Source organism: Alloacidobacterium dinghuense (genome assembly GCF_014274465.1).
GTDB classification, from domain to species: domain Bacteria; phylum Acidobacteriota; class Terriglobia; order Terriglobales; family Acidobacteriaceae; genus Alloacidobacterium; species Alloacidobacterium dinghuense.
This window is the reverse complement of the sequence record NZ_CP060394.1, coordinates 2910910-2932258: the sequence shown is the minus strand read 5'-3', so window position 1 is coordinate 2932258 and position 21349 is coordinate 2910910. Positions and strand designations below refer to the sequence as shown.

The following is a 21349-nucleotide window of genomic DNA, read 5'->3' as shown; positions in this document are numbered from 1 at the left end:
CAGGCAAACCACTATTGAATCTGCACAGGTATAAGAACGTAATCCCGCAGCTTCTCCGATAGTTCTTCCGCAGGCAGGATCTCGCCTTGGGAGCGTTTTCCCTTGAATGCAAATACGAGCTGATTTTCTCCGTCGTCGGGAATAGCGATTACCGTGCGCCCATGGAAAGCATTGCGGATGTTGTCTATCGAACCCTGATCTTCAGGGCCGCATAAATTAACGACCATCAGCCCATCGGGAGCGAGAGCCCGATAACAGTTTTTGTAAAACGCCGGCGAACATAGCTGTGGAGATTGCCCGTATGCATCGAAACCATCTACCAGCAGCACCTCTGTCCTATCCTTCGTGTTGGCTACATAATCGGCTCCATCTCCCTCAATCACACGAAGTCGATGATCGTCTGGTGGAATAAGGAACTGTTCTCGTGAAGAAATAACATCCGGATTGATCTCGATGACAGTGATCCCTGCATCAGGATGGTTTTGATAACACCACTTCACCACGGATCCACCGCCTAATCCGATGATTGCAATGCGTTCAGGCTTCTGGTGAAAGAACGAAAAAGCCATCATGGCCCGGGTATAAGTGAGTACGAGGTGATTCGGGTCGCTCATGAGCATCTGGCTTTGAATCTCCCCGTTCGCAAATTCCAGGCTGATGCAATCTCCGTCCTGATAAATGCGGGGGTGCGAATGCCGACTGGTTTTCTTATGCATCAACTTCAATTTGCCCATTGGTCCGAACACTGTATCTTCGACAACTGCAGGGAAACGCTCGTCTATCGCCCCATTGTTGTTGTTCAATCATATGAGATGAAGAAAGAAGAAGTGAACGACCATCCAGGCAAGATTCGTTGTTCATGGGCGCAGAACGATCCGCTCATGCGTGAGTATCACGATAAGGAATGGGGTGTGCCCGATTTCGATAGCCGCTCCCTGTGGGAATGCCTGATGCTCGAAGGCTTTCAAGCCGGACTGGCCTGGATCGTCGTGCTCCGGAAGCGAGAGGCCTTCAGGTCCGCCTTCCGTCAGTTTGATCCGGCAAAGGTCGCTCGCTTCGCCGAAAAGGATATTGCCAGGCTACTTGAGAACCCGGGCATCATCCGGTCCCGCGCAAAGATCGAGGCGACGATCGGCGGCGCCCGCGCCTTCCTCGAAATGCAGGAAGCCGGCATCGATTTTTCCGATTGGGTTTGGGAAATGGCTGGAGGTCAGCCAATCCAGAACAGCGGTCCGGTCCCGGTCAGCTCGCCGCTTGCCGAAAAAATGTCAAAGGAACTCAAGCGGCGTGGCTTCAAATTTGTAGGACCGGTAATTGTCTATGCATGGATGCAGGCCGCCGGCATTGTCAATGACCATGCTACAGATTGCTTTCGACGCAACATTTGTGCCCGAAAGAAGAGAACAGCCCGATGATACAAACACCCGGTGCCCATAGCCTGCACTGAGCGTAGCCGAAGGGTCGCGCGAACCGGTTGTTCTATATTCTCGCAAGCTAACGTGGGCCAAAACGACTGCCGTCAAAGACGGCATACTGATTCTCTCTACTCACTCCGCAGCGCCACCATCGGATCAATCGACGCCGCTCTTCGCGCCGGAATCCACGCCGCAACCACAGCCAGCAACAACATCAGCAATGGCACAACACAGAACGTCAGCGGATCAAAGGGCCGCACCTCAAAGAGAAACCGCCGCAGCAGGCTCTCACAAACAATAGCGCCTGCAAGCCCGGCAACCGAACCCGCAACCGCCAGCAACAAACTCTGCCGCACCACCGCGCGCACAATCTGCCATCGCGGCGCACCCAGCGCCAGCCGAATCCCAATCTCTCGCGTCCGCCAGCTCACAACGTAAGCAATCAGGCTATAGACACCCACCGACCCAACACCAACCGCCAGCGCCCCGAATCCGAGCAACAGAATCGCCAGTGATCGCGGCGTCGAATTCGAAGCCGCCACCACCTCATCCAAAGTCCGCACATGTGTCACCGGAACCAGCGGATCGATTTCCGCCACAGCCCTGCGCAATCCATCTGCTGTCTGCGCAGCCGGAAGATGCGAATGCAACAGCACCATCATCTGAGGCTGCTCATTGTCTCGCGTCATCGGCAAATAAACTTCTTCGTCAAAACCGCTCGCCAGGCTATCGTGATGCGTATTGCTCACCACCCCCACCACAATCGAAGCAACATTCGGATTCAGCATCCCCGGCGACGGCTCATCCGCCACTGACTCAAGGTGCTTGCCAATCGGGTCCTGCCCCGGCCACAGCGTCTCCGCCATCTTCTGATTGATCACCGCCGCGCGGCTCGCCCCCGACTGATCCGAATCCGTCAGCAGCCGCCCACGCAGCAAATGCAGTCCAACCGTCTCAAAATATCCCGTCGAAACCGTTCGTCCAGCCGCCTGCTTCGCCACCTGCCTCGCATCACGCGGATGCCCCTCAGCGTCGTAAATATAACTCAGGTCCCACCCCGTCATCGGCAGAGTGTCGACGAGGGCCGCATCCTCCACGCCAGCAATCGTGCGCGCCTTTTGCTCTACCTGCTGAAAGAACGCGAGACAATATCCCGGCTGCCTGCATGCCGAAGCATTCAGCGAAACCTCCGCAGTCACAATCCGACCCGTGCGGAATCCCGGATTCACCTGCGACAAGCTATACAGACTGTGCAGCATCAGGCCCGCCGCCGTAATCACCACCACCGACAAGCCAATCTGCCCCACCACCAGCAGCATCGAAACCCTGAACTGCGATCCACGCCCCGCCACACTCAAACCACCCGAACGCAGCGATTTCTGCAGATGCGGCGATGCCATCCGCATCGCCGGAACCAGCCCGAAGAGCACGCCCGTCAGTACCGACGCGACCGCCGCAAACAAAAACACATCCCAGTGCAAACCAACATCCGCGATGCGCGGCGTGTCAGCCGGGAGCAGCCGCGTAAGCGCGCGCAGACTCAGCGCCGCAGCCGAAAGCCCCGCAGCGCCCGCCAACAAACCCAGCAGCACACTCTCCACCAGAAGCTGCCGAACAATCCGCCACCCCGAAGCCCCGAGCGCGCCGCGAATCGCCATCTCCCGCTCCCGCGACGCCGCCCGCGCCAGCGCCAGGTTGGCAACATTCGCGCACGCGATCAACAAAATCAACCCGACAGCCCCGAGAAGCAGCAAAAGCCGCGGCCCCGTGTCCCCCACAATCGAATCGAGCAGCGGAGTCACCGTCGTCTCCGCCTCCCAATCCGTCGGCATCACCCACGGAAACAACGGCATCAGCAGTTTGTGCAACCGCCGCCACTCCGCCTGCGCCGCCGCCGTCGTCACTCCATCCTTCAAGCGCCCAATCGCCTGCTTGTCAAAAGGATGCCCCCACGCATCCGTCGCATCTCCACCCTTGAACGAAATCGGCACAACAAACTGCGTATCCGCATAAGGAAAGCGAATCCCCTGCGGCATTACACCAAGAATCTTGCGCGAAACGCCATCAATCCGAACCGTCTGCCCAATCACATGTAGATCGCCCGCAAACCGCTGCTGCCAGTAGCCGTAGCTCAGCACCACGACCAGATCCCGCCCGGCAATTTCGTTCTCACGCGCAAAGAAACTCCCCAGCGCAGGATGAACACCCAGCGTGTCAAATGTATTCACCGACACCGTCGACCCGAACACCCGCTCAGCCGCATCCGTGCCCTCAACATTCGCTTCCGCATCCGTCCCATAGCCAGAGAGCGAAGCAAACGACTGCCCATGCTCCTGATACGCGCGCACCCATCCCTTGGGAAAATTCCCCGAAATGCGCATCAGCCGCTCCTGGTGCGGATAGGGAAGCGGCCGCAACATGATCGAATCAATCAGCGTAAAGATCGCCGTGTTTGCGCCAATCCCCAGCGCCAGCGTCGACACCGCCATGACCGTGAACGCGCGATACCGCACAATCTGCCGCAGCCCAAACCGCACATCCGGCCAAAGCGAATCGAGCGAAGGCCACTGCCACGCCTCCCGCCCGCGCTCTTCCATCAGAGTCACATTGCCAAACTCGCGTCGCGCAACATGCTCGGCGTCGATGCGGCCCATGCCCTCAGCCACCAGCGACTCCACCCGCTCCTCCAGGTGCTGGCGAATCTCTTCCGCGAGATCGTCGTAAGCCTTATCACGCGAAAACAAATTGCGAAGCCAGCGCATGTGCGCCTCCTGTGTGAGCTACGACTCAGCCGGTGAAAGAACCAGATGAATCCCCGCCAGCATCTGCTCAAAGCGCGACTTCTCGCGTTCCAGATGCCGCACACCCGCCGCCGTAATGTTGTACTCACGCACGCGCCGGTTCGTTGCCGAAGTCTTCCACTCAGCCTTCACCAGTCCATCCTTGAGCATGCGCTGCAGCGCCGGATACAGCGACCCCTCTTCCACTTGCAGCAGCTCATTCGACCGTTGCTTGATGTGCTGCACCAGCGCATATCCATGCATGGGCTGCCACCGCAGCGACTGCAGCACCATCATCTCTAGCGCCCCAGGAAAGAGATCGCGAGGTTCAGTTTTGCCGGATTTCGTCATAGGCTTGTCCGAGACATGCCTAGACTAAAATAGTATAAGAGGAGAAGTCAATATGTATTCATTGATCGTCATTCTGACGACCGAAGGAAGAGCCTGTCCTGAGCGAAGCCGAAGGAAAGAATCTCAACGATCCTACAGCAGGCCGAAGAAGCGGGTCGTCGCTATAGGAGCGGTTCAGATGGATGGAAACGACTTACCCCAAAGGCAGCACCAACTCATCCAACAACCCACGAGCCTCAAGATCCCGCTGCAATTGCTTAACATCCCTGAACTGAATCCCAACCAGCCCAACCTCTTCCGCCGCGCGAATATTCTCAGCCTTGTCATCCAGAAACAGAGCCTCGCCGGGAGCAACGTCCAACTTCTCGCACGTGTAGGTGTAAATCGCCGGATCGGGCTTCGCGATCCCCAGTTCACACGACCATGTGTGATGGTCGAAATCGCCCAGCCACGAAAACTCCTGCCGCATATAGGCGAGCGTGTCTTCTCCCATGTTTGAGAGAATCCCGATCCGTAGCCCCGACTCAGCCAGCGACTTCGCCCATTTCAGCATCGGCTCATTGATCGTGCACCACATCAGCACATCGTTCTCAATCAGCCGCTCAATCTCCGTCGCCGTCAACTCAATCGCAGAGTCGGAAGCAAACTGCTTCCAGTAGGTATGACCGTTCAACTTGCCCATGTCATACGCATGCCGATGCGTCCAGTAGTGCCTGTCAAACGTGTCGCGATCGAGCCCGGTAATGGTGAGCAGGTTATTCAGCGCGCCCGGCTCCTGCGCCTGGCTCAGCACCATTCCGTAATCGAAAATCACAGCACGAATCGCCATGCAAGCTCACCTCTCTATTCCATTATGCGGGATTGTCAATAAAAGAAAGAAAAAGCAGGCGCCCCTAACCGCTGTCATCCTGAGCGAAGCGTAGCGCAGTCGAAGAGCCTGTCCTGAGCGCAGCCGAAGGGTTCGTGCGAAGCCTTGCAAAGCAAGGCCCGCTTTTAACTTAGCAACAGCACGAAAATGGGTGCCCCATCCTGACGCAGTCAGGGTGGGAAAGCAAGAACCCAACCCAGCCGAGCTTAAGGCAAAACATGAAAGGATAACCCCATGCCTTTCTCCGCGCGCACCAACTGGGAAACTACTGAAACCGACCTCGCCCGCGCGTTACGAGAAAGAAGGGAATCCGGCCAACCGATCTGCGACCTCACCGCCTCCAACCCAACCCACAGCGGATTCACCTACGACGAAGCCGCCATCCTCGCCCCATTAGCGACACCAGAAGCCCTGATCTACGACCCGAACCCGCAAGGCATCCTCAAAGCACGCGAAGCCGTCAGCGCCTACTACAAAAGCCACGGAGCAACCGTCGATCCTGCGCAGATATTCCTCACCACCAGCACCAGCGAAGCCTACAGCTACGTCTTCCGCCTCCTCTGCGATCCTGGCGACGAAATACTCATCGCGCAGCCTAGCTATCCACTCTTCGATTTCCTGGCCGCGCTCGACGACGTCAAGCTCACGCCCTACGCCCTCTTCTACGACCACGGCTGGCACCTGGACATGGAAGCCGTCCGACGCCGCATTACGCCATGCACCCGTGCCATAGCGCTCGTCCACCCGAACAACCCAACCGGCCACTTCACCAAACAGAACGAACGCGCCCAACTCGAATCCCTCTGCGCCGAGCACAACCTCGCACTCATCATCGATGAAGTCTTCCTCGATTACGCCTTCGATCCAACACGCGCAGAAAGTTTCTCGACAGGTCCGCATCCCGCTCTGACATTCGTTCTAAGCGGACTGAGCAAAATCGCGGGACTGCCACAGATGAAGGCCGCCTGGGTTTCCGTCTTTGGTCCCTCCGTATTCGGCCCGAACAAAGCGTTAAAGCAGTCCTTAACCAGCCTCGAAGTCATCGCCGACACCTTCCTCTCGATGAACGCGCCGATCCAGCACGCCCTGCCACACTGGCTCGCGCATCGCCGCGCCATCCAGCAGCAGATCAGCGAGCGGACTGCGAGTAATCTCGCAACCCTCGACGCGCTCCTCGCCGAGCAAACCATGATCACCCGCCTCGAAGTAGAAGCAGGCTGGTACGCCATCCTCCGCATCCCCGCCATCCGCCGCGACGAGGAAGTAGCCATCGACCTGATCCGCAACGCCGGAGTCTCAACCCATCCCGGCTACTTCTTCGGCCTCCCCGGAGAGGGCTGGCTGGTGGTCAGCTTACTGGCGCCAAAAACCGACCTTAAAACGGGATTAACGGCAATAATCCGCACTTATCCCGAATGAAAACGCACCATCTTGCTGCTCCAATAAACGAAGATGTCATCCTGACCCTGAACGCAGTGAAGGGGAAGGATCTGCTTTTTCTTGGCGGCAGCACGAAAAAAGGGTGCCCCATCCTATGCAAAGCATAGGGTGGGAAAGCAATATCTCTAACCAACCAACCGAAAGAGGTGCAAAGCACCTCCCGGGTAATCGGCTAAATAATAATGGTGATCCCTTTGACGGTGGTTGGAGTTGGATCGTTTGACCTGGAAGCAGGAGGGCCGTGAAAGAGCGGCGCTCAGCCATGCGGTAAGACCTCAAGAAAAAAGGCTCTAGAGGGTGCTGAAAAACCGTTGCTTTGAAGGGGCACGGCTTCAGCCGTGCCGTAAGTGCCACAAAATGAGCGCGGCTTTAGCCGCCGAGGGGAGGAGGGTTTTCACTCACAATCAAACTTCTTACGGTAGCCCTCATTAGCCCCGGGCTTTTCCCTGCTTCTCCTTTGTCAAGGGGATGATCGGCAAAATAATTCTTAAGGTATTGAAAACAAATCAAATAAAGATACAGAGATGTGGCTGCCGGAATTATTCTGCACCGAATACAGGATTTAGGCTGCACCACTAGTGCAAGATAATTCCTGTATTCCATTTTTCATACTTCCCGAGACGCCACGGTAACCAGACTCTCCCATATCTGTGGGATATGATGTTCTGGCTCAAATGGATACCTCCAAGAACGCCCGGATTCCAACTCTCGATGGATGGCGCGGCATTGCGATCCTGCTTGTCCTGATTGACCATGTGCAGCATTCCTGCTTTAGGGCGACCCGATATGAGACTTTCAGCTACCTCGGCCAGCATGGCGTCACAATCTTCTTTGTCCTCAGCGGCTATCTGATCACCTCAAAACTTCTGAGCGAACTCAACACCACAGACACCATCGACCTCGGCAAATTTTACAGGCGTCGTTTCTTTCGCCTGATGCCCAGTGCGTGGCTCTATCTAAGCATCGTCACCCTCGTCTGCATCGTGCTGCACAGCGACAATTTCGGGGTCATTCCAGCACTCTTTTTCTTCCGCAACTACGTCGGCCACAACCTGCTTACCGGCCACTTCTGGACGCTCTCAATCGAGGAGCAATTCTATCTCGTGTGGCCCGCGATCCTTCTTCTGCTGCGCAGAAAGGCATGGACCGTCGCAGTGCTCGGCTGCATCATTGTCTGCCTGTGGCGCATCGCAGACTGGAACATTCTGCTGTCCGAGCATGTCGCCTACAGCTTCCTGACGCAATATCGCGCTGACGCCATACTGTTCGGCTGCCTGCTAGCGCTCATGATCGTCCGCCTGAAGAAGATGCTCCGCGCCTGGATGCTCTGGCCGCTCTTGCTGGCTTTTGTCGCCTGTATCGGCTCTTATCATAAGTTCATCCCCACGCGGGAATCGATCGTCATTGCACTGATCCTCGCAGTGACATCCACGAGACCAGATTCGGTTCTGTCAAGGCCGCTTAATGCGAAATGGCTGGTCAGCCTCGGCCAGATGTCCTACAGCCTCTACATCTGGCAGGAGTTTAGCCTCATCCAGTTTGGCGGCCATTGGTATATCGCGCTGCCCACGCTCCTCACGATCATCTTCGTGCTCGGCTACCTCAACTATTACTTTATTGAGCAACCGTTGAACCGGCTTGGGCACAGCCTACTTGAAGCTCATGATTGTCCCACCCCACCACCCAGTTGCAGCAAGTCCATTGTTGAGTGTGGCCGTGATGCTCGTCTGCGCTCCATTGGTTAGCGTACCAATGCAGGGTGCAGCCCCCGAGCTGAACCCCGCTCCGAAGGATGCCGCATAAGGCCCAATCAAACCAGGCTGAAATGTGCCCGCATTGAACAGCGCGTCCGGACAAACGATGACAAGGCCCTTTGCCGAGGTGGAAAAGGCGTTGCTCGTATAGAGCGAGACCTTGCTGCCGGTAACGATGTTTGAATAACTGACCCCATTATCGACGGAAGTCAAAAAGCCGGGACGAAACTGCTCGACGGTCAATCCAACAAAATTTGCTGAAGTCCCAATGCTATGCGTGAAGGTTGCAGTGCCGCTGTGAGTGACGAAACTATAGCATCCAAAGTCATATCCCGTTGCGCCGGATGGAGAAATCGAGTTGATGGTTCCACAGGTGAACGTGTCGCCTAGGGAATCCGTAATTGACATCGTTGTTTCGCTCGCACTGTTACCCCTTCCTACAGCGATAACCAGGTCACCTGCAGTAAAAGTGAAGGACGATGCATAGTCGCCTGTCGATAGAGTCACGCTAGAAACAGTGGATGACCCCGAGAAAGTAGAGCCCGTGTTTACAAGGGTGGGCCAGTTTGTCTGCGGGACATACTTAGGTGCCGATGACACGGCAAAATTGCCAATCGATCCCGAAGCTGTACCCCAAAGCACATCGGCGAAACTAATGAGATATTCAGTGTTGCCGAATGCGACCAACTCTGGATGCGAAGGATTAAAGGTTCCAGCAGGCCAGGGAGCATTCAATGCGCCGAGGCTGCTGCCAGCCGGGCTGTAAATCGAGCTGGTCCTCACTGCGCTGCCAATCTTGCCGCCCCATGCGCCAAAATAGCTGACCCCTTTACTTCCTGATGTAGTTGCTGTTCGCAAAATGCGCGAACCCTCATAACCCAAGTTCGATGTGGAAGCCAGCACCGACCACGAGTTAGCACTCGGATCAGCCGTCGAGCTGAGAAACTCAGAGCCTACGCCCGAGCCTGGATTTCCCGACACTATCGCCATGGTCCACAAAGAACAGGTGCTGGCGGAATAGTTCCAGCTTGTGCAGGCCATATTAGCGTCATAGTTTGATGAGGCACTTGGAACCGTCACCGTTGATGCGGCTGGCGTAACATGCGGGCCACCCGACAGCCAATCATCAGTTGAAATTGACTGTGATGTGTAAACAGTCGCGGGGGCGTTGCTAGTCGTTGCCCACGTTCCAATTAACAGTCGCTCTTGGTTGTTGATGGGGTCATAGATGATATCGCCGGCCTGGTCTTCATAGACAGCGCTGCTCCTGCTTACGCCGAGCGAACCGAGCATTGTCAGCGTCCCACTGACCAGATCATAAGAAAAAATCGCGTTTCCAGAATCGAGCGTTGTGCTTGTAAACCCTCCAATGGACGCTATGAAATAGGCTACCGAGCCTCGCATATAGGGGCGGCCATCCGGATAGGTTACAAGCGCAACGTCACGCATCCCCGTGCCCCCGAATAGCCCCGTCTTCAGATTCGCCAGCTTCCAAGTTGTCGCCTGCGAAGTAAATAGCTTGACCGCCGTCTGAAATCCGGTCAGATTGCCCGATGTACGCGGGTCGTAATAAGAAGACACATCCCCCGTCGTGATCTGCTGCCATCCGCTGCCAGAGTTATAGAAAGCCGTCGCCTGCGAACCCATCAGGGAGAAACCCAGATACCACGGTGCGGATGGGGCGGTAAAAGACGCCGAGCCGAGTACATGGTCTGTCCCGGCGTAGAGAACATGCATAAAGCAATTTCTGCCCACCATATCCACTTCAGCGTTGATCTGCAAAGTCGGATTAGAACCCGACTCAGGCGCAGTCATCCCCAGCGCAATATGATCCGTGCCGCTCGTCGTCCCGTTCTGCATAATCTCGACTTCGATAAATGTATCCGGAATCGAGAATGACGAGGCGGAACTCCCAATGACATAGTTCGCCCCGGAAGCAGAACCGGTAGTGATTGTACCCACGTTCGACGCCACACTGAACGTCGTCGTCGCATCGTCCTGGCGGATTGCGGTGAAGTTTGAAGTAGAAGCGAACGCGTTGTTATCCGAGATCGTCGACGCGGGCTGCACTTGGGCGTTCGATAATAGCGTGTAGCCAGGCTGATTATTGTAAGGAGCGACAGCGGTAAACGGGCCGAAGTTGTATTGAAGAGGCGTCAGCTCGCCATGCCGACGCGAAGCACCCGCGCCGGTCTGAGCCATCGCCGGCACAGTCGTCAACAAGACCAAAATTGCGGTCATAAATCTCATTGCAAATCTCCTTCAGCAACCCACACATTGGTTGCGATCTGCTTGATCGCGATCGTTGAATACTGAGCCCGGCAAGAAAGGCTGGTGGGAGTGTTGATCGTTACTCCGGCACCTGCAGCCAAGGCTGTCTGTCCTGCTCCGAGCTGGACAAATTCGAGGACGGTGCCGACCGGATAATTCACGCTGGAGTTCGGTGGAACAGTGACCGTATTATTCGCCGCATTGTTCATCGTCACAGTCCCGAGTCCGTTGGGCGCATCGGAAAGCTGAAGCGTATACGAGGTTCCAGTCTGCGCATCAACTGGTCCGTACAGGTTGCCGCCCCCGCCGCCACCCCCAGCGTCAATCGTGACCGCACCGGTTCCCCCCGAAGGCGAAATAGTGACATTGGTTCCTGCAATGATCTGCGTGACACCGCCGCCGCCCGATCCGCTTCCACCAATGATTTGAAACTCGGTGCCGTCGTATGCCAGCTCGATGATCTGACCCGCTGCGATCTCGCCGCCGGTCAAAGCGGTCGTGCCCGCCTTGGTGATGTTGATCGCCGTACCGCCGTTGATGCTGACCGTGCTGGCTCCAGTGTTGGCGTGAGCTGCCTTCATCTGGAATCCAAAGCCTGCAACCAACGATGGGGCCGGTGAGATCGTCACCGCGTATGCGTTAGCTGATCCGCTATCGGCAAAGTATCCATTGATTGCCGCTGTCGCACGTCCCTTCACGTCAAACGTGACGGTCGGATTGTTATATGTACCGGCTGTAACGCCAGAAGCTGCGAGCGTGGCCGCTGCGCTGCCAGGGCCGGTTGCCGTCACATCTCCGGTGAGCGCAGTGATGGCGCTCGCGCCGGCAGGCGTGACGTTATCCCATGACGTTCCGTTGTCGCGCCAGATCTGCTCTGTGTCCGTTGCGAAATAGAGGCGGCCAGGAATGCTCGCGGCCGGCAGCGCGGAATACAAACCCTTTTCAATAACACTTGCTAGCGTGCTCAATTCGGAACTCCTGTCACCACGATGATGTCGCCGCCCGCTGTGGGCGTCGCGGCGAAGATAAAGTTTGCGTTGCCGTCCGTCAGCGGCTCAGAGTGAGTAGTGCTGATCGGAGGATTCACCCAGCTCGGCGCTGCGCTCGTGCCGTCTGTCTGCAGGAGCTGCCCAGCAGTGCCGGCAGGCAGGCGCGTCGGCGTGCCCGATGCACCGCCGTAGATGATGTCACCCTCGGTGGTCATCGGATTCGTCATGCCGCTCGATCCATTCGAGGCCGCAGTGATGCGGCCTTTTGCGTCAACGGTGATATCTGGATTCGTGTAGATTCCGGGCGTCACACCGGATGGGGCGAGCGTCGCCTCAGCGAGGCCGTTGGCAGGTCCGGCTGTTACGTCGCCGACGAGCTGGTAGAGGCCAGGGCCAACGCCATACGCGCCGAGGAATCCAGTCGGCGCTCCCGCAACCAAAGTGCTGACCGGAATGGTTGCCAGTCCTGAGCCGGTATAGGTTGGGTTCGGATAGTAGTATGTCGTGATGCCAGCGCCCGCTGTCCCGCCCGATCCCACTGCTGTTTCACTGTTGGCTCCAGCGGCGAACTGGACATATACCCAGTAGTCATGGGCGGAGTCCGTCTGTAAGTCGATGACATCCGAATAAAACGTCGTCATCGCTGGCTCAGTTGGCAGCGTTGGCGCGGCTTGGCCGCCGATGGTCACCGGCGTGAACGACAGTACCGAGTCAGAACCGTGCAGCGTGGTGTAGATGCCCATGCCCGCAATCACAATGGGACCAGTGCCAAGGCTGGTGAATGCCTGGAAAGCGAAGTTCCACAGCGCTGGATACTCCAGCAACAGCGTTCCGTCGATCTTGAGGTAGATGACGCTGTTCTGCCAGTCGTTGGCGGACGACGAGAACGCGTTGATGCCACTGATGGGCGTGCCCGCAGAAACAACTTCGCGCACGCTGATTCTGCCGGTGGCATCCAGCTGGATACTCGTCCCATCCGGCATAACCAGGCCGAGCGAGGTAGGCGTCGCAGCAGCCAGAAATGCAGTAGTCGGAATGGGATCAGCCTCGGTTCCGAGGTGCGCGTTATCCGTGCGGAAATGCACGTTTGCCGCATTCGCCGGCGGTGCCGGATCGCTCGCGTTCAGATTTATCCAGGCCATCAGTCCTCCGTCACGATGAAGCCTTGCGTGGCTCCGCTATTGCCTGCGCCTGTCACAGAAACCTTCGCCGATCCTGAAGCGCTCGTATCCGCCACGCTGGTTGCGGTGATGGTGTGCAAGCCACTCGTTACCGGCGCGGAGTAGTTGCCGCTGGCGTCGATGGTGCCCACAGTCACGTTGCCGCCGGCGATGCCGTCTACGCTCCAGGTGACGCTGGTATTCGCATTGTTCTGGACCGTCGCCGTGAATGCTTGCACCGAGCCAGCGGGCATCGTCACAGAACTGGGCGAGACTGTCACTACGGTCGGCGTGGCGCTGCCCGAGGTGCAGAAGAGGCCGAAGACGTCGGCGGTGCCGTTCCACTGGTGGCCTTCGCCGTCCTCGAACATAATGACCACATCGTTGTTGCCGTCGAGATAGCATGCGCCCACGCCGTGGGCAGGGTGATCGACGATTTGAAATCCACTTGGCCCGGCGATCGCCTGCAGCGTCGATCCATCACCGGCAATGGCCGGCAGCGCGAAATTCGCGCCCTGCGACATGCCAAGGCCGCAGCCCACGCCGAACACCTTTCCGTTTGTGAGTGTGCAATGCATCCACTTCACGCCGCTGTCCGTCTCGGTCGTCACTGTGCCCATGTTGTTCTGCCAGGCGAAGACGAGCACCTTCGCATTGCCGTGCCAGGTGTTTCCGCTGCCGTCTTGATAGTTGAGGTGCACTGTGAGCGTTGATGGATCGACGAAAGCTGCCACGCCATGTGCGTCGTTCCCATTCGTCACAGCATCATGCGGATAGGCCACTGCAAAGCACTTCGCAGCGGTGAAACCGCTTGGCAGCGGGATCGAGAAGGAACCGTCGCCGGCAACAATCGCTTCGCCGAAGAGAATGATTTCGCCGCCGAGCAGCGTGAGTTGCAGCCACTTCATCGCGCCGGACGTCGTGGGCGCATAGCTTCCCATCCAGGTGAGAGCCGCGAAATTCACGTCGCCCGGCCACTCATTCTCGCCGCCGTCTTCATAGGTCAGCGTGAGCTGCCGCGTGGACTCGTTGGCATCGCACAATGCGATGACGTGCATGGGATGGCCGTATTCGATGTAGCCCTGCGGTCCGGCCCAGGCGAGCAGGTTGCTTGGCGTGAAGCCCGTCGATGGCAGTTGGAACACGCCGCCGCTCGCGAGCGCGCCGGTAAAGAACACACCAACGCCGCCGCCAGCCAGATCGAAGCCCGTGAAGCTTGTATCGTTGCCGGGATCTGAGCCCGGAACGTTCAACCAGCCTGCAGCGTTCTGATTGCTCGTGTCATAAAACACGGCTTCGTTGTAGGGACCGAGATTGAATTCGATCTCGCCGCTATTTGCATCAGGCGTGAGCCGGATTCCGTCGCCAGAAGAAGATGCAGACACCGTTGTTGGATAAACGGTGAGCGGCTCAAGTACCTCGTATTCGCCGGTATACGTGAAGCTCAACGTATCGTCGACCGTCACATGATCGCCAGGACGAATCGAGGCAGCGAGATTGCCGAACGCATCCTTTGCGAACAATGGCACGCGCAGCTTTCCCGCCGGCGGCGTGATATAAGGCGACTGATCGAGGCCGAGCGTGCGATCGCGCTCATAAGTGCTGATGCGCGCGGCCTGGTCAAACGTGCAGGTTGCGAAATCGAGCTGGTTCTTCACCTTGTTGCGCTGGCGCACAATGCCCACGCCGAGAGCGCCGCGCGCCAGCATGTTGGTCTTGTGCCAGAACTCCGGAGCGCGCTCCTTGAAGCGCGAATAGAGCAGGCCCGCGTATCCGCCTTCGCCCACGCTGGTGGGATAATTCGAGCCCTTGCTGTGCATGGTGAAGGTGTAGACATCGTCGATTCCCGGATCGGCCGGAGTGGGAACCTGGTCGACCTGCCACTCGCCGTCGTAGACGGTGCCAGTGCCACCAATCGCAATCCAGTCAGCGTTCGCGAAGGGATGCGGCAGGACGGTGGTGACGGTCGGCTCCTTGTGATCAGGGCAGCTGATCGATGCGATCTGCGCGGCCGCCGGAATCAGCAGGTCGCGAAACTGCGCAATGTAGCGATTGGCAGCGGTGTGCAGCGACTGATCGCTGAACTCAAGACTGCCGGGGATGACATGCTGGCGCGAGAAGGTGAAGATCGAAGGCCGCGGCGCATCGCAGATGAGCTGAATCTTCCCCGCATATTCACTGCAGAAGCTGCGGCAGCAGAGCAGGATCTGCGTAAGGACAGCCTGCAGCGTGGTCTGCGAGCTGAAGGCATAATTGCCGGTGAAACGGCGACGGCCGTTCGCGAGGATCTCGTCGAAGTATTGCGCCGAATTGTAGATCGTCTCCCAGTCGAAGCGCGCTGCGACGGCAGAGGGCAGCGGATCCGGACCATTGTTCAGATCGAGCGCGTAATCAGGAAAGAGCTTGCGCCGCAGCAGCACGTCGACGAAGTGCCATGCTGGATTGGTCGTGAAGGCATAGCCAGTTTGATTGCCATTGGCGTCAAAGAGCCGGCAGCGGAGCGCGCGCCACAGGCCGATGGGATTGATATCGGTCCACTGCGTCGGATCGTCCTGATGATCGTTCTGCGGATTCTCGATCGCCTGTTTGCGGAAGATCGAGTAGTACGCGATGCGCGAGTAGTGCAGCGGATTGATCGCCGAAGGAAAGTACTGGAAGAAGCTCTCGACGCCCTGGTCCGGTCCCGAGCTGGAGGGCGTCATGCCCGAACCGATAATTGAATCAGCGCCGCGATGAAAGTGGAACTGCGTCGGCTGATCGTTCTCGCTGCGCCAGATCAGGTTGTCGTTGATCCACAGCTCATTGCAGCCATCCCACTCCCCATGACCGAGCAACCATATGCCGACGCGCGTGTAGTCGAGATATTTGTTGCCGGTGTTCTGGAGCATGAAATACTCGGCGCGCTTGCCCGTGACCCATGCGTAGCCATAGGCCAATGGGATCGGTGTGCCGGTGGTATCGCTGGCCGAAGATGCGAGCGTGGTAGAGGAGTTTGCCACTCAGAACCTCCTCCGGCGATTGATCACTTGCTGCGCGGTGTTAGCCAGCGCTTCGCCATAATTTTTCTCGTAGTCGTTCATCACGACCATGATCCTTTCGAGCACCTGGCATGTCTGATAGCTGTAGCTGCACTCGGTCGGCTGCGTGGATCCGCAGCGGCGTCCGGCCCACTGGATCTGGCACGTCTCCGAATAATTTTCCAGCGGCGTATCGTCCTGCGAAGGGTTGATCAGTTGCGATCCGCGCAGCGTGACGGTGTCGACTCCCACCGGCTCGACGCTCAGCGTTCCATGCACTTCGAGCCATGCCGCCTCGGCATCCGGCTGCCAAAGACGATAGACAAACAGAGCGCCTTCAAGAGCGCTGGCGCGAATGATTTTCTCCATGTCGCGCGAGAGCGTGTCGCCTGAAATGTTCTGGACGACAAATGATCCGGTGTCCGTCTGCAGCGAGCGATGGAAGGCGAAGCTGGGCACGCTCAGCAGCCACGGCTTATAAACGCCACCATTGCTGCCTGCAGGCGCTGTATAGTAGACCGCGAGCGCGACGAAACTGATTTCCATCGCTGCGATGACGGGATGCGGACCGAGCGAATCTTGCACCGAGCAAGTGATCGAAGCATTCTGGATGGCCGCTGCAGTCGATCCGATGCTGCCCGTGCTTGTGAACTGGCCGTCGAAATCCGTAAGTCCATTGCCTGGGATATTGAGACCGCCGCTGCTGCTCGGCGTGCCGCTTACTGCCCAGGTCGCCGTTGCGCTGGGCTCGGTTGTTGAGAAATTGAGGACCGCAACGGGATAGATTGCCTGGATGACCGCGCCAGGGGGAAGATTCGGCAGCGCGAAATTCTGCCATTCGCAAAGGTACGTATGCGGCTCCAGCCCACCACTCGAAGACATCGATGCTGCGCCTGAAGTGAGCGTTGACGACGCCCCCCCATTCGGGCCAGGGCCAGTCGCCGCAGTCTCCGTCGCATAAGCCCAGGCCAGCTGTTGGCCGGCGGGCACGGGAACCGGAGGAGTCACGTTTGGGGCAGGCGCCACGCTGCCGGTGATCACAGGTGTCGCATCGGAAGGACGATCCGACCAGTAATAGAGATTGCCGTTGATGTCCTCGACGTCGAGCAGGTTCACAGGCGCGATGCCGGTCCGCGCGCCGCCCACGGCGAGCAGCGATGGTGGATACTGCGTGGCCATTAGCGCATCACCTGCAGCCCATACCAGCTGATCGCCGCGCCGGTCGAGCTGGCGTTCTTCGTCGCGTCGACGACCACCTTCACGCGATGGATATCGAGCGAGACGTTCGGCTGACTCACTGCGATTTGCACGCCTGCATCAATACCAGGTGAGGCGGCATAGCAGTCGACGGTCGTCAGCAGCACGTCGTCGAGATATACGTCAGCCTTTCCCATCGCTGGGCCGTTTACGAGATAGAGCTGAAAACCATACCCGCGATATTCGAACTGCGCCCAGTCGCCCGCGTTCGTGCCCGGATTGGTCATGATGACGCCAGGAAGATTTGTGCGCAGGATGCCGCCCAAGGTGATCTGCGCCGCTGCATAACTCGCTTCCGACCACGCGCCGCTGGTTGCGAGCTTCTGATCGCCGAAGTCATTGTTGACCCCGAAGAAGATCGAATCGTGGTCCCAGTCGCTGGGATACTCGACCATGGCCACGCGCGGGATCTCTTCGAAGGTCACATTCTGCACGTCCCATCGACCGTTGCCCGTCTCGGTCGGAACGACTTCCGAGCTAAACCGACCGACGTAATGGCGGCCGCCGCCGTCCTGATCAATGATGGTGAAGAATCCATCCTCGTACTGCTCGTAATACTGCTTGAGGCGCTGCACGCATAGCCACGAGCGCTGCAGCCAGGAGAAGAGGAACGTATGTCCGGTGTTCTGCGTTTCGCGCGTCCACGGTGTTCCGCCGACGGCTTTCTTTCTCAGCTGCGTCGTGGCTCGTTTGCGCGTGAACCCATAGTCCGGCGTCATCGAGTCTTCGATGTCGCTCTGCCAGGTAGTCGTCGGATTGAGGATGTCAGTCTCAGGCATCGGCCCCTCCGGAGTCCTCGCCATAGCTCGCATTCATTGCCTTGCGGATGCTGTGTTTATTGGCCATCAGGAACTGCATCGAACTCTTCGCGTCGATCGCGCTGAGATGCAGGTGGGTATCGCCGCTCCCCGTATCTGCAGGCATGTATCGCGGACCCGCACTCGCCATCGACCCGTTCTCGATGGCGCTTGTGATGCGCTCATTCTGATCGGAAGGCATGATGCGCTCGCCTTCGTGGATGAACGCGAACCCATCGCGCGGCACAGAGTCGGTTCCGACAGCATATTGCGCGGCGCTCACGCCGTATTGGCTGCGCCCTGCCCGCTGCTCGCGTGATAGCTGGCCGAGCGCATCGTTCAACTCTTTCTTGATCGTGTCCTGGTAGTAGCCCTGAGCGCCTGAACCCATCTTGTTGGTCTGGTTCTTCGCGTCAGTCATCAGCGTTTCGATATCCGTATACGCAGTGAGGTAATCCATGCTGCCCTGGTTATAGGCATCGAGATCGTTCTTCATTTGCGGGCGCACCTGCTTGATGTCGTAGAGGTGCGCAGCATTGCGTCCGCCAAAGCCGATCGCGCCGAGCACCGCTCCGCCGGCTGCGCCGATCGCCGCGCCGATCGGACCGCCGAGATCCGCGCCGAGCTTGGCTCCGCTCAATGCGCCTTGAGCAGCTCCGCCGAAGCCGCCCTTGCTCTCGAAAGCGCCGTAGAGGCCCATCGCATCGCCAAACAGGCCGCTGGCTTTGTCGAACGCATTACCAGCTCCCGATGCGGTACCGCTTGCGCCCGGCGCGGAGGTGTAGGTGCCGTCGGCATTGAGAGTGCCGGGAATATCGGGCTGCGTGGTATCGAGCGTCCCCGAGTCCGAATCGCTTCCCGATCCGCCCTTGCTGCCCTTGAAGATGCTTTGGAGGCCCTTCGCCGTGCTGATGCCCTGGTTGATATTGCCGAGGACGCCAGCCGCGCCGCTGCCGCTCGATGGAGCCGAGCCAGTGCCCGTGAATCCGCCGCTCACAGCGCCCGCAGAAGAAGATCCCGCGCCGCCGATGGTGGATCCACCGGCAGAGAATCCTCCGCCGAAAGATGTTGCGCTTCCGCCACCGGCGTTTATCGCGCCTGCACCGGCCGCCCCAAATGTGCCCGCGCCGCCGCGTGCAGCCCCGCCAGCGAATCCGCCGAAGGAAATGGATGCGCTGCCTACCTGAATCATTGCGGAGGCCACAGAGAGCGTGCTGCTCGCGCCGCCGGCAACCGAGGGCAAACGCCCCGCGCGGCCACCAGGCGCGTGCGGCGTCCCTGCGATGTGATCGAAGATGCCGCCGAGAATTCCCGTCCCCGTGCCACCGTCGCCGGTATTGCGGCTGAAGTGATTCTGCAGGCCCTGAATGATCGACGCGCCTGCTTGGCCGGCCGCCTTGTCCCCGAAGTTCTTGAGCGCATCGAGCGGATTCTTGAAGAAGCCGGCCAGCTCGCCCGCGAGCTTCTGCCGCGTGGCCTCCTGCTCGGCGATCATTTCCGCGTTGCGCTGTTGTTGTGCGGCGAGGACGCGCCGGCTGTAATCGTCTTCGGAGATCTCCTGCTGCTGCAGTTGCTCCTGGTATTTCTTCAGTCGCGCTTCATACTCAGTTTCAATGGCGGCCGTCTTTTGCTTCTCGGCCGAGAGAGACTTTGCGCGGGCTTCGGCCTCGATCTGCGCTGTCTCATCCGCGTTCTTGCGCGCGAGGTCCTCTTCCTGCTGACCGGCTCCGGCGTTGACGGCTGACTGCCCGCGCCCGAGCTGCGCGAGACCCTGCTTATAAACAGCTTCGCCACCAGGCGTGGAACGGTCGATCTGGCCGTAGGTCTCCTGAAACTTGCGCTGCAAATCGTCGAGCTGCTTGCTGGCTTCAGCGTGGATCCGCGCAAAGCCGGAAACCTGATGGGCTGCAGACGCATCCGCGATCTGATCAACATTGCGACCGAATTCCTGTTCCTGCTGAAGAATTTGCTGATTGGTTTGTTGGCGCGCAGCAGCAACACGAGCATCCTTCGCTTCATCGGAAAGATTGTCGTTGCCGCGTATTTTCCCGATCTCGATATCGCCTTCAGCCTGGGTTTTGCCAATGCCTTTCAGCCCGGCAGCCGCCGCCTCGGCCTGTATCTGCTGCGTCTCACGCGCCTCATCCTGCAGGCGTTTCATCTCCTCGTTGTGAAACTTCTCATGGATGGCCGCTCGCGCAGCGACCGAATCCATGTCCTTGTTCTTCAGGTTCTCAATTGCAGCCGCTTCTTGCGCGGCATAGAGTGCGTTGCCACGCAATCCTGACTGGACGGCCTCCTGACGCAACCGCTGCAGCTCCTGCGTATGTTCGCGCTGCAGATTGAAGGTCTGCGCATCGGCCTGGCGCTGCGCGATGCCGTTCTTCATGCGCTCTTCGGCCGCTCCTGAGTCCGCCGCAACAGGATTGCCTTTCGCCTTATCCATCTCCGTATTGGAGCGGCGATTTTCAGCGTTGATCTCGCGCTGCTTGGCCAGTTCAGCGGTGATCTTTGCATGTCCGCGCAGTGAACCGTCGAGCGCGTGGTTGTACTCGATCTGCTGGATGTTCTGCTGATGCTGCTGTTCCACCTGGCGCGGCGTGAGCTTGTCGATCTGTCCGTGATTTTTCTCTGCCTGATCGGTCAGTTGTTTCGCGATGAGGCGATTAGTTATGAACTGCTGAGGGTTCGAAACGAAGCCGCCGACCTGGCTCCAGAAGCCGCCACCGGAAAGCTCCTGCGCAGCGGCATTGAAGTTCTTCATCGCCTTCGTCGCGTCGTCGATGCGCAGCCGCGTGTCCTCGATCGAGCGCGTGTTGCCGAAGTCTTCATCCTTCGCCTTCTGCGCCTCCTCGTTGTATTTTTCCGCTGCGCTCGTGAGTGACAGATAGCCATCCCAGACGTGTTTCAGCCCTTCAGCAATGCGGATGCCGATATCGATGGCACCTATGGCCAGCAGCCCTTTACCGATTCCGCCGATCACGGTCATCATGGCCTGGCTCGACGCGATCGCTTTCTCCATCGAACGCGGGATGCGGACACCGAGATCGTCGCGCAGCAGGCGCACATTATCGAGCGCGGTGAGCGAATGCTTGCCCATCTTGTCCATGCCCGCAGCGACCTTATCGCCGGAGCTGGCTCCGGCCGCGCCTGCGCTGTTCAGGCTGCGCTCAAGCTGCGCGATCACCTCACCGGAGTTGGCGTCCGTGACGTTAATGACAATCTGAACCGCTGAGGAATCTACCGGCAT

At 58.4% G+C, this 21349-nt stretch carries 14 protein-coding genes; 3 read left to right on the top strand and 11 right to left on the bottom strand.

The window, feature by feature from the left end; all coding sequences use genetic code 11:
• Nucleotides 1-11 precede the first annotated feature (11 nt).
• A complete protein-coding gene (locus H7849_RS12010; RefSeq protein WP_186746798.1) occupies nucleotides 12-716 on the bottom strand; it encodes a spermine/spermidine synthase domain-containing protein in 705 nt (234 codons plus the stop codon).
• Nucleotides 717-812: 96 nt separating this feature from the next.
• Between H7849_RS12010 and H7849_RS12005 the strand changes: the two genes are divergently transcribed.
• Nucleotides 813-1415 (top strand): DNA-3-methyladenine glycosylase I, encoded by a 603-nt coding sequence (locus H7849_RS12005; protein ID WP_186747447.1) that lies wholly within the window; start codon nucleotides 813-815, stop codon nucleotides 1413-1415.
• Nucleotides 1416-1543: 128 nt separating this feature from the next.
• Here the strand turns inward: H7849_RS12005 and H7849_RS12000 are convergent, their stop codons facing one another.
• The 3 genes from H7849_RS12000 to H7849_RS11990 all read right to left on the bottom strand — a co-directional run bounded on the left by H7849_RS12000 (nucleotide 1544) and on the right by H7849_RS11990 (nucleotide 5375).
• Nucleotides 1544-4177, bottom strand: a complete 2634-nt coding sequence (locus H7849_RS12000; protein WP_222439802.1) for an ABC transporter permease — start codon at nucleotides 4175-4177, stop codon at nucleotides 1544-1546.
• 18 nt (nucleotides 4178-4195) lie between these two features.
• Nucleotides 4196-4546 carry a PadR family transcriptional regulator gene (locus H7849_RS11995; protein ID WP_186746796.1) on the bottom strand — a complete coding sequence of 117 codons (351 nt, stop codon included), beginning with the start codon at nucleotides 4544-4546 and terminating at the stop codon, nucleotides 4196-4198.
• Nucleotides 4547-4739: 193 nt separating this feature from the next.
• Nucleotides 4740-5375, bottom strand: coding sequence for an HAD family hydrolase (locus H7849_RS11990; protein WP_186746794.1), 636 nt, complete (start codon nucleotides 5373-5375; stop codon nucleotides 4740-4742).
• A 273-nt stretch (nucleotides 5376-5648) separates the two neighbouring features.
• On the opposite strand from H7849_RS11990, the gene H7849_RS11985 reads away from it, so the two are divergent.
• Together H7849_RS11985 and H7849_RS11980 are read left to right on the top strand one after the other, a co-directional pair.
• Nucleotides 5649-6833, top strand: coding sequence for a pyridoxal phosphate-dependent aminotransferase (locus H7849_RS11985; protein ID WP_186746792.1), 1185 nt, complete (start codon nucleotides 5649-5651; stop codon nucleotides 6831-6833).
• A 695-nt stretch (nucleotides 6834-7528) separates the two neighbouring features.
• Nucleotides 7529-8599 carry an acyltransferase family protein gene (locus H7849_RS11980; protein ID WP_186746790.1) on the top strand — a complete coding sequence of 357 codons (1071 nt, stop codon included), beginning with the start codon at nucleotides 7529-7531 and terminating at the stop codon, nucleotides 8597-8599.
• On the opposite strand, the gene H7849_RS11975 is transcribed toward H7849_RS11980, so the two are convergent.
• From H7849_RS11975 to H7849_RS11945, 7 genes are read right to left on the bottom strand one after another with little or no spacing between them, the layout of a single operon-like run.
• Entirely contained in the window at nucleotides 8504-10858 is a 2355-nt protein-coding gene (locus H7849_RS11975) for a hypothetical protein (protein WP_186746788.1), read from the bottom strand. The genes H7849_RS11980 and H7849_RS11975 overlap by 96 nt on opposite strands.
• On the bottom strand, nucleotides 10855-11847 hold the full coding sequence (locus H7849_RS11970; RefSeq protein WP_186746786.1) for a hypothetical protein: 993 nt from the start codon (nucleotides 11845-11847) through the stop codon (nucleotides 10855-10857). The genes H7849_RS11975 and H7849_RS11970 overlap by 4 nt, the downstream gene beginning before the upstream one ends.
• On the bottom strand, nucleotides 11844-13010 hold the full coding sequence (locus tag H7849_RS11965) for a hypothetical protein (protein ID WP_186746784.1): 1167 nt from the start codon (nucleotides 13008-13010) through the stop codon (nucleotides 11844-11846). The genes H7849_RS11970 and H7849_RS11965 overlap by 4 nt, the downstream gene beginning before the upstream one ends.
• Nucleotides 13010-16027, bottom strand: coding sequence for an Ig-like domain-containing protein (locus tag H7849_RS11960; protein WP_186746782.1), 3018 nt, complete (start codon nucleotides 16025-16027; stop codon nucleotides 13010-13012). Before H7849_RS11960 ends, H7849_RS11965 begins: the two co-directional genes overlap by 1 nt.
• A complete protein-coding gene (locus tag H7849_RS11955; protein WP_186746780.1) occupies nucleotides 16028-17224 on the bottom strand; it encodes a hypothetical protein in 1197 nt (398 codons plus the stop codon).
• Nucleotides 17224-18081 (bottom strand): hypothetical protein, encoded by an 858-nt coding sequence (locus H7849_RS11950; RefSeq protein WP_186746779.1) that lies wholly within the window; start codon nucleotides 18079-18081, stop codon nucleotides 17224-17226. The genes H7849_RS11955 and H7849_RS11950 overlap by 1 nt, the downstream gene beginning before the upstream one ends.
• Entirely contained in the window at nucleotides 18074-21349 is a 3276-nt protein-coding gene (locus H7849_RS11945; protein ID WP_186746778.1) for a hypothetical protein, read from the bottom strand. Before H7849_RS11945 ends, H7849_RS11950 begins: the two co-directional genes overlap by 8 nt.

Coding starts and splice junctions, on each gene's coding strand:
- H7849_RS11945 (WP_186746778.1), bottom strand. CDS start 21,349: ATGCCGGTAGATTCCTCAGCGGTTCAGATTGTCATTAACGTCACGGAC.
- H7849_RS11985 (WP_186746792.1), top strand. CDS start 5,649: ATGCCTTTCTCCGCGCGCACCAACTGGGAAACTACTGAAACCGACCTC.
- H7849_RS12005 (WP_186747447.1), top strand. CDS start 813: ATGAAGAAAGAAGAAGTGAACGACCATCCAGGCAAGATTCGTTGTTCA.
- H7849_RS11980 (WP_186746790.1), top strand. CDS start 7,529: ATGGATACCTCCAAGAACGCCCGGATTCCAACTCTCGATGGATGGCGC.
- H7849_RS11955 (WP_186746780.1), bottom strand. CDS start 17,224: ATGGCCACGCAGTATCCACCATCGCTGCTCGCCGTGGGCGGCGCGCGG.
- H7849_RS11950 (WP_186746779.1), bottom strand. CDS start 18,081: ATGCCTGAGACTGACATCCTCAATCCGACGACTACCTGGCAGAGCGAC.
- H7849_RS11990 (WP_186746794.1), bottom strand. CDS start 5,375: ATGGCGATTCGTGCTGTGATTTTCGATTACGGAATGGTGCTGAGCCAG.
- H7849_RS12000 (WP_222439802.1), bottom strand. CDS start 4,177: ATGCGCTGGCTTCGCAATTTGTTTTCGCGTGATAAGGCTTACGACGAT.
- H7849_RS11975 (WP_186746788.1), bottom strand. CDS start 10,858: ATGAGATTTATGACCGCAATTTTGGTCTTGTTGACGACTGTGCCGGCG.
- H7849_RS12010 (WP_186746798.1), bottom strand. CDS start 716: ATGCATAAGAAAACCAGTCGGCATTCGCACCCCCGCATTTATCAGGAC.
- H7849_RS11995 (WP_186746796.1), bottom strand. CDS start 4,546: ATGACGAAATCCGGCAAAACTGAACCTCGCGATCTCTTTCCTGGGGCG.
- H7849_RS11965 (WP_186746784.1), bottom strand. CDS start 13,010: ATGGCCTGGATAAATCTGAACGCGAGCGATCCGGCACCGCCGGCGAAT.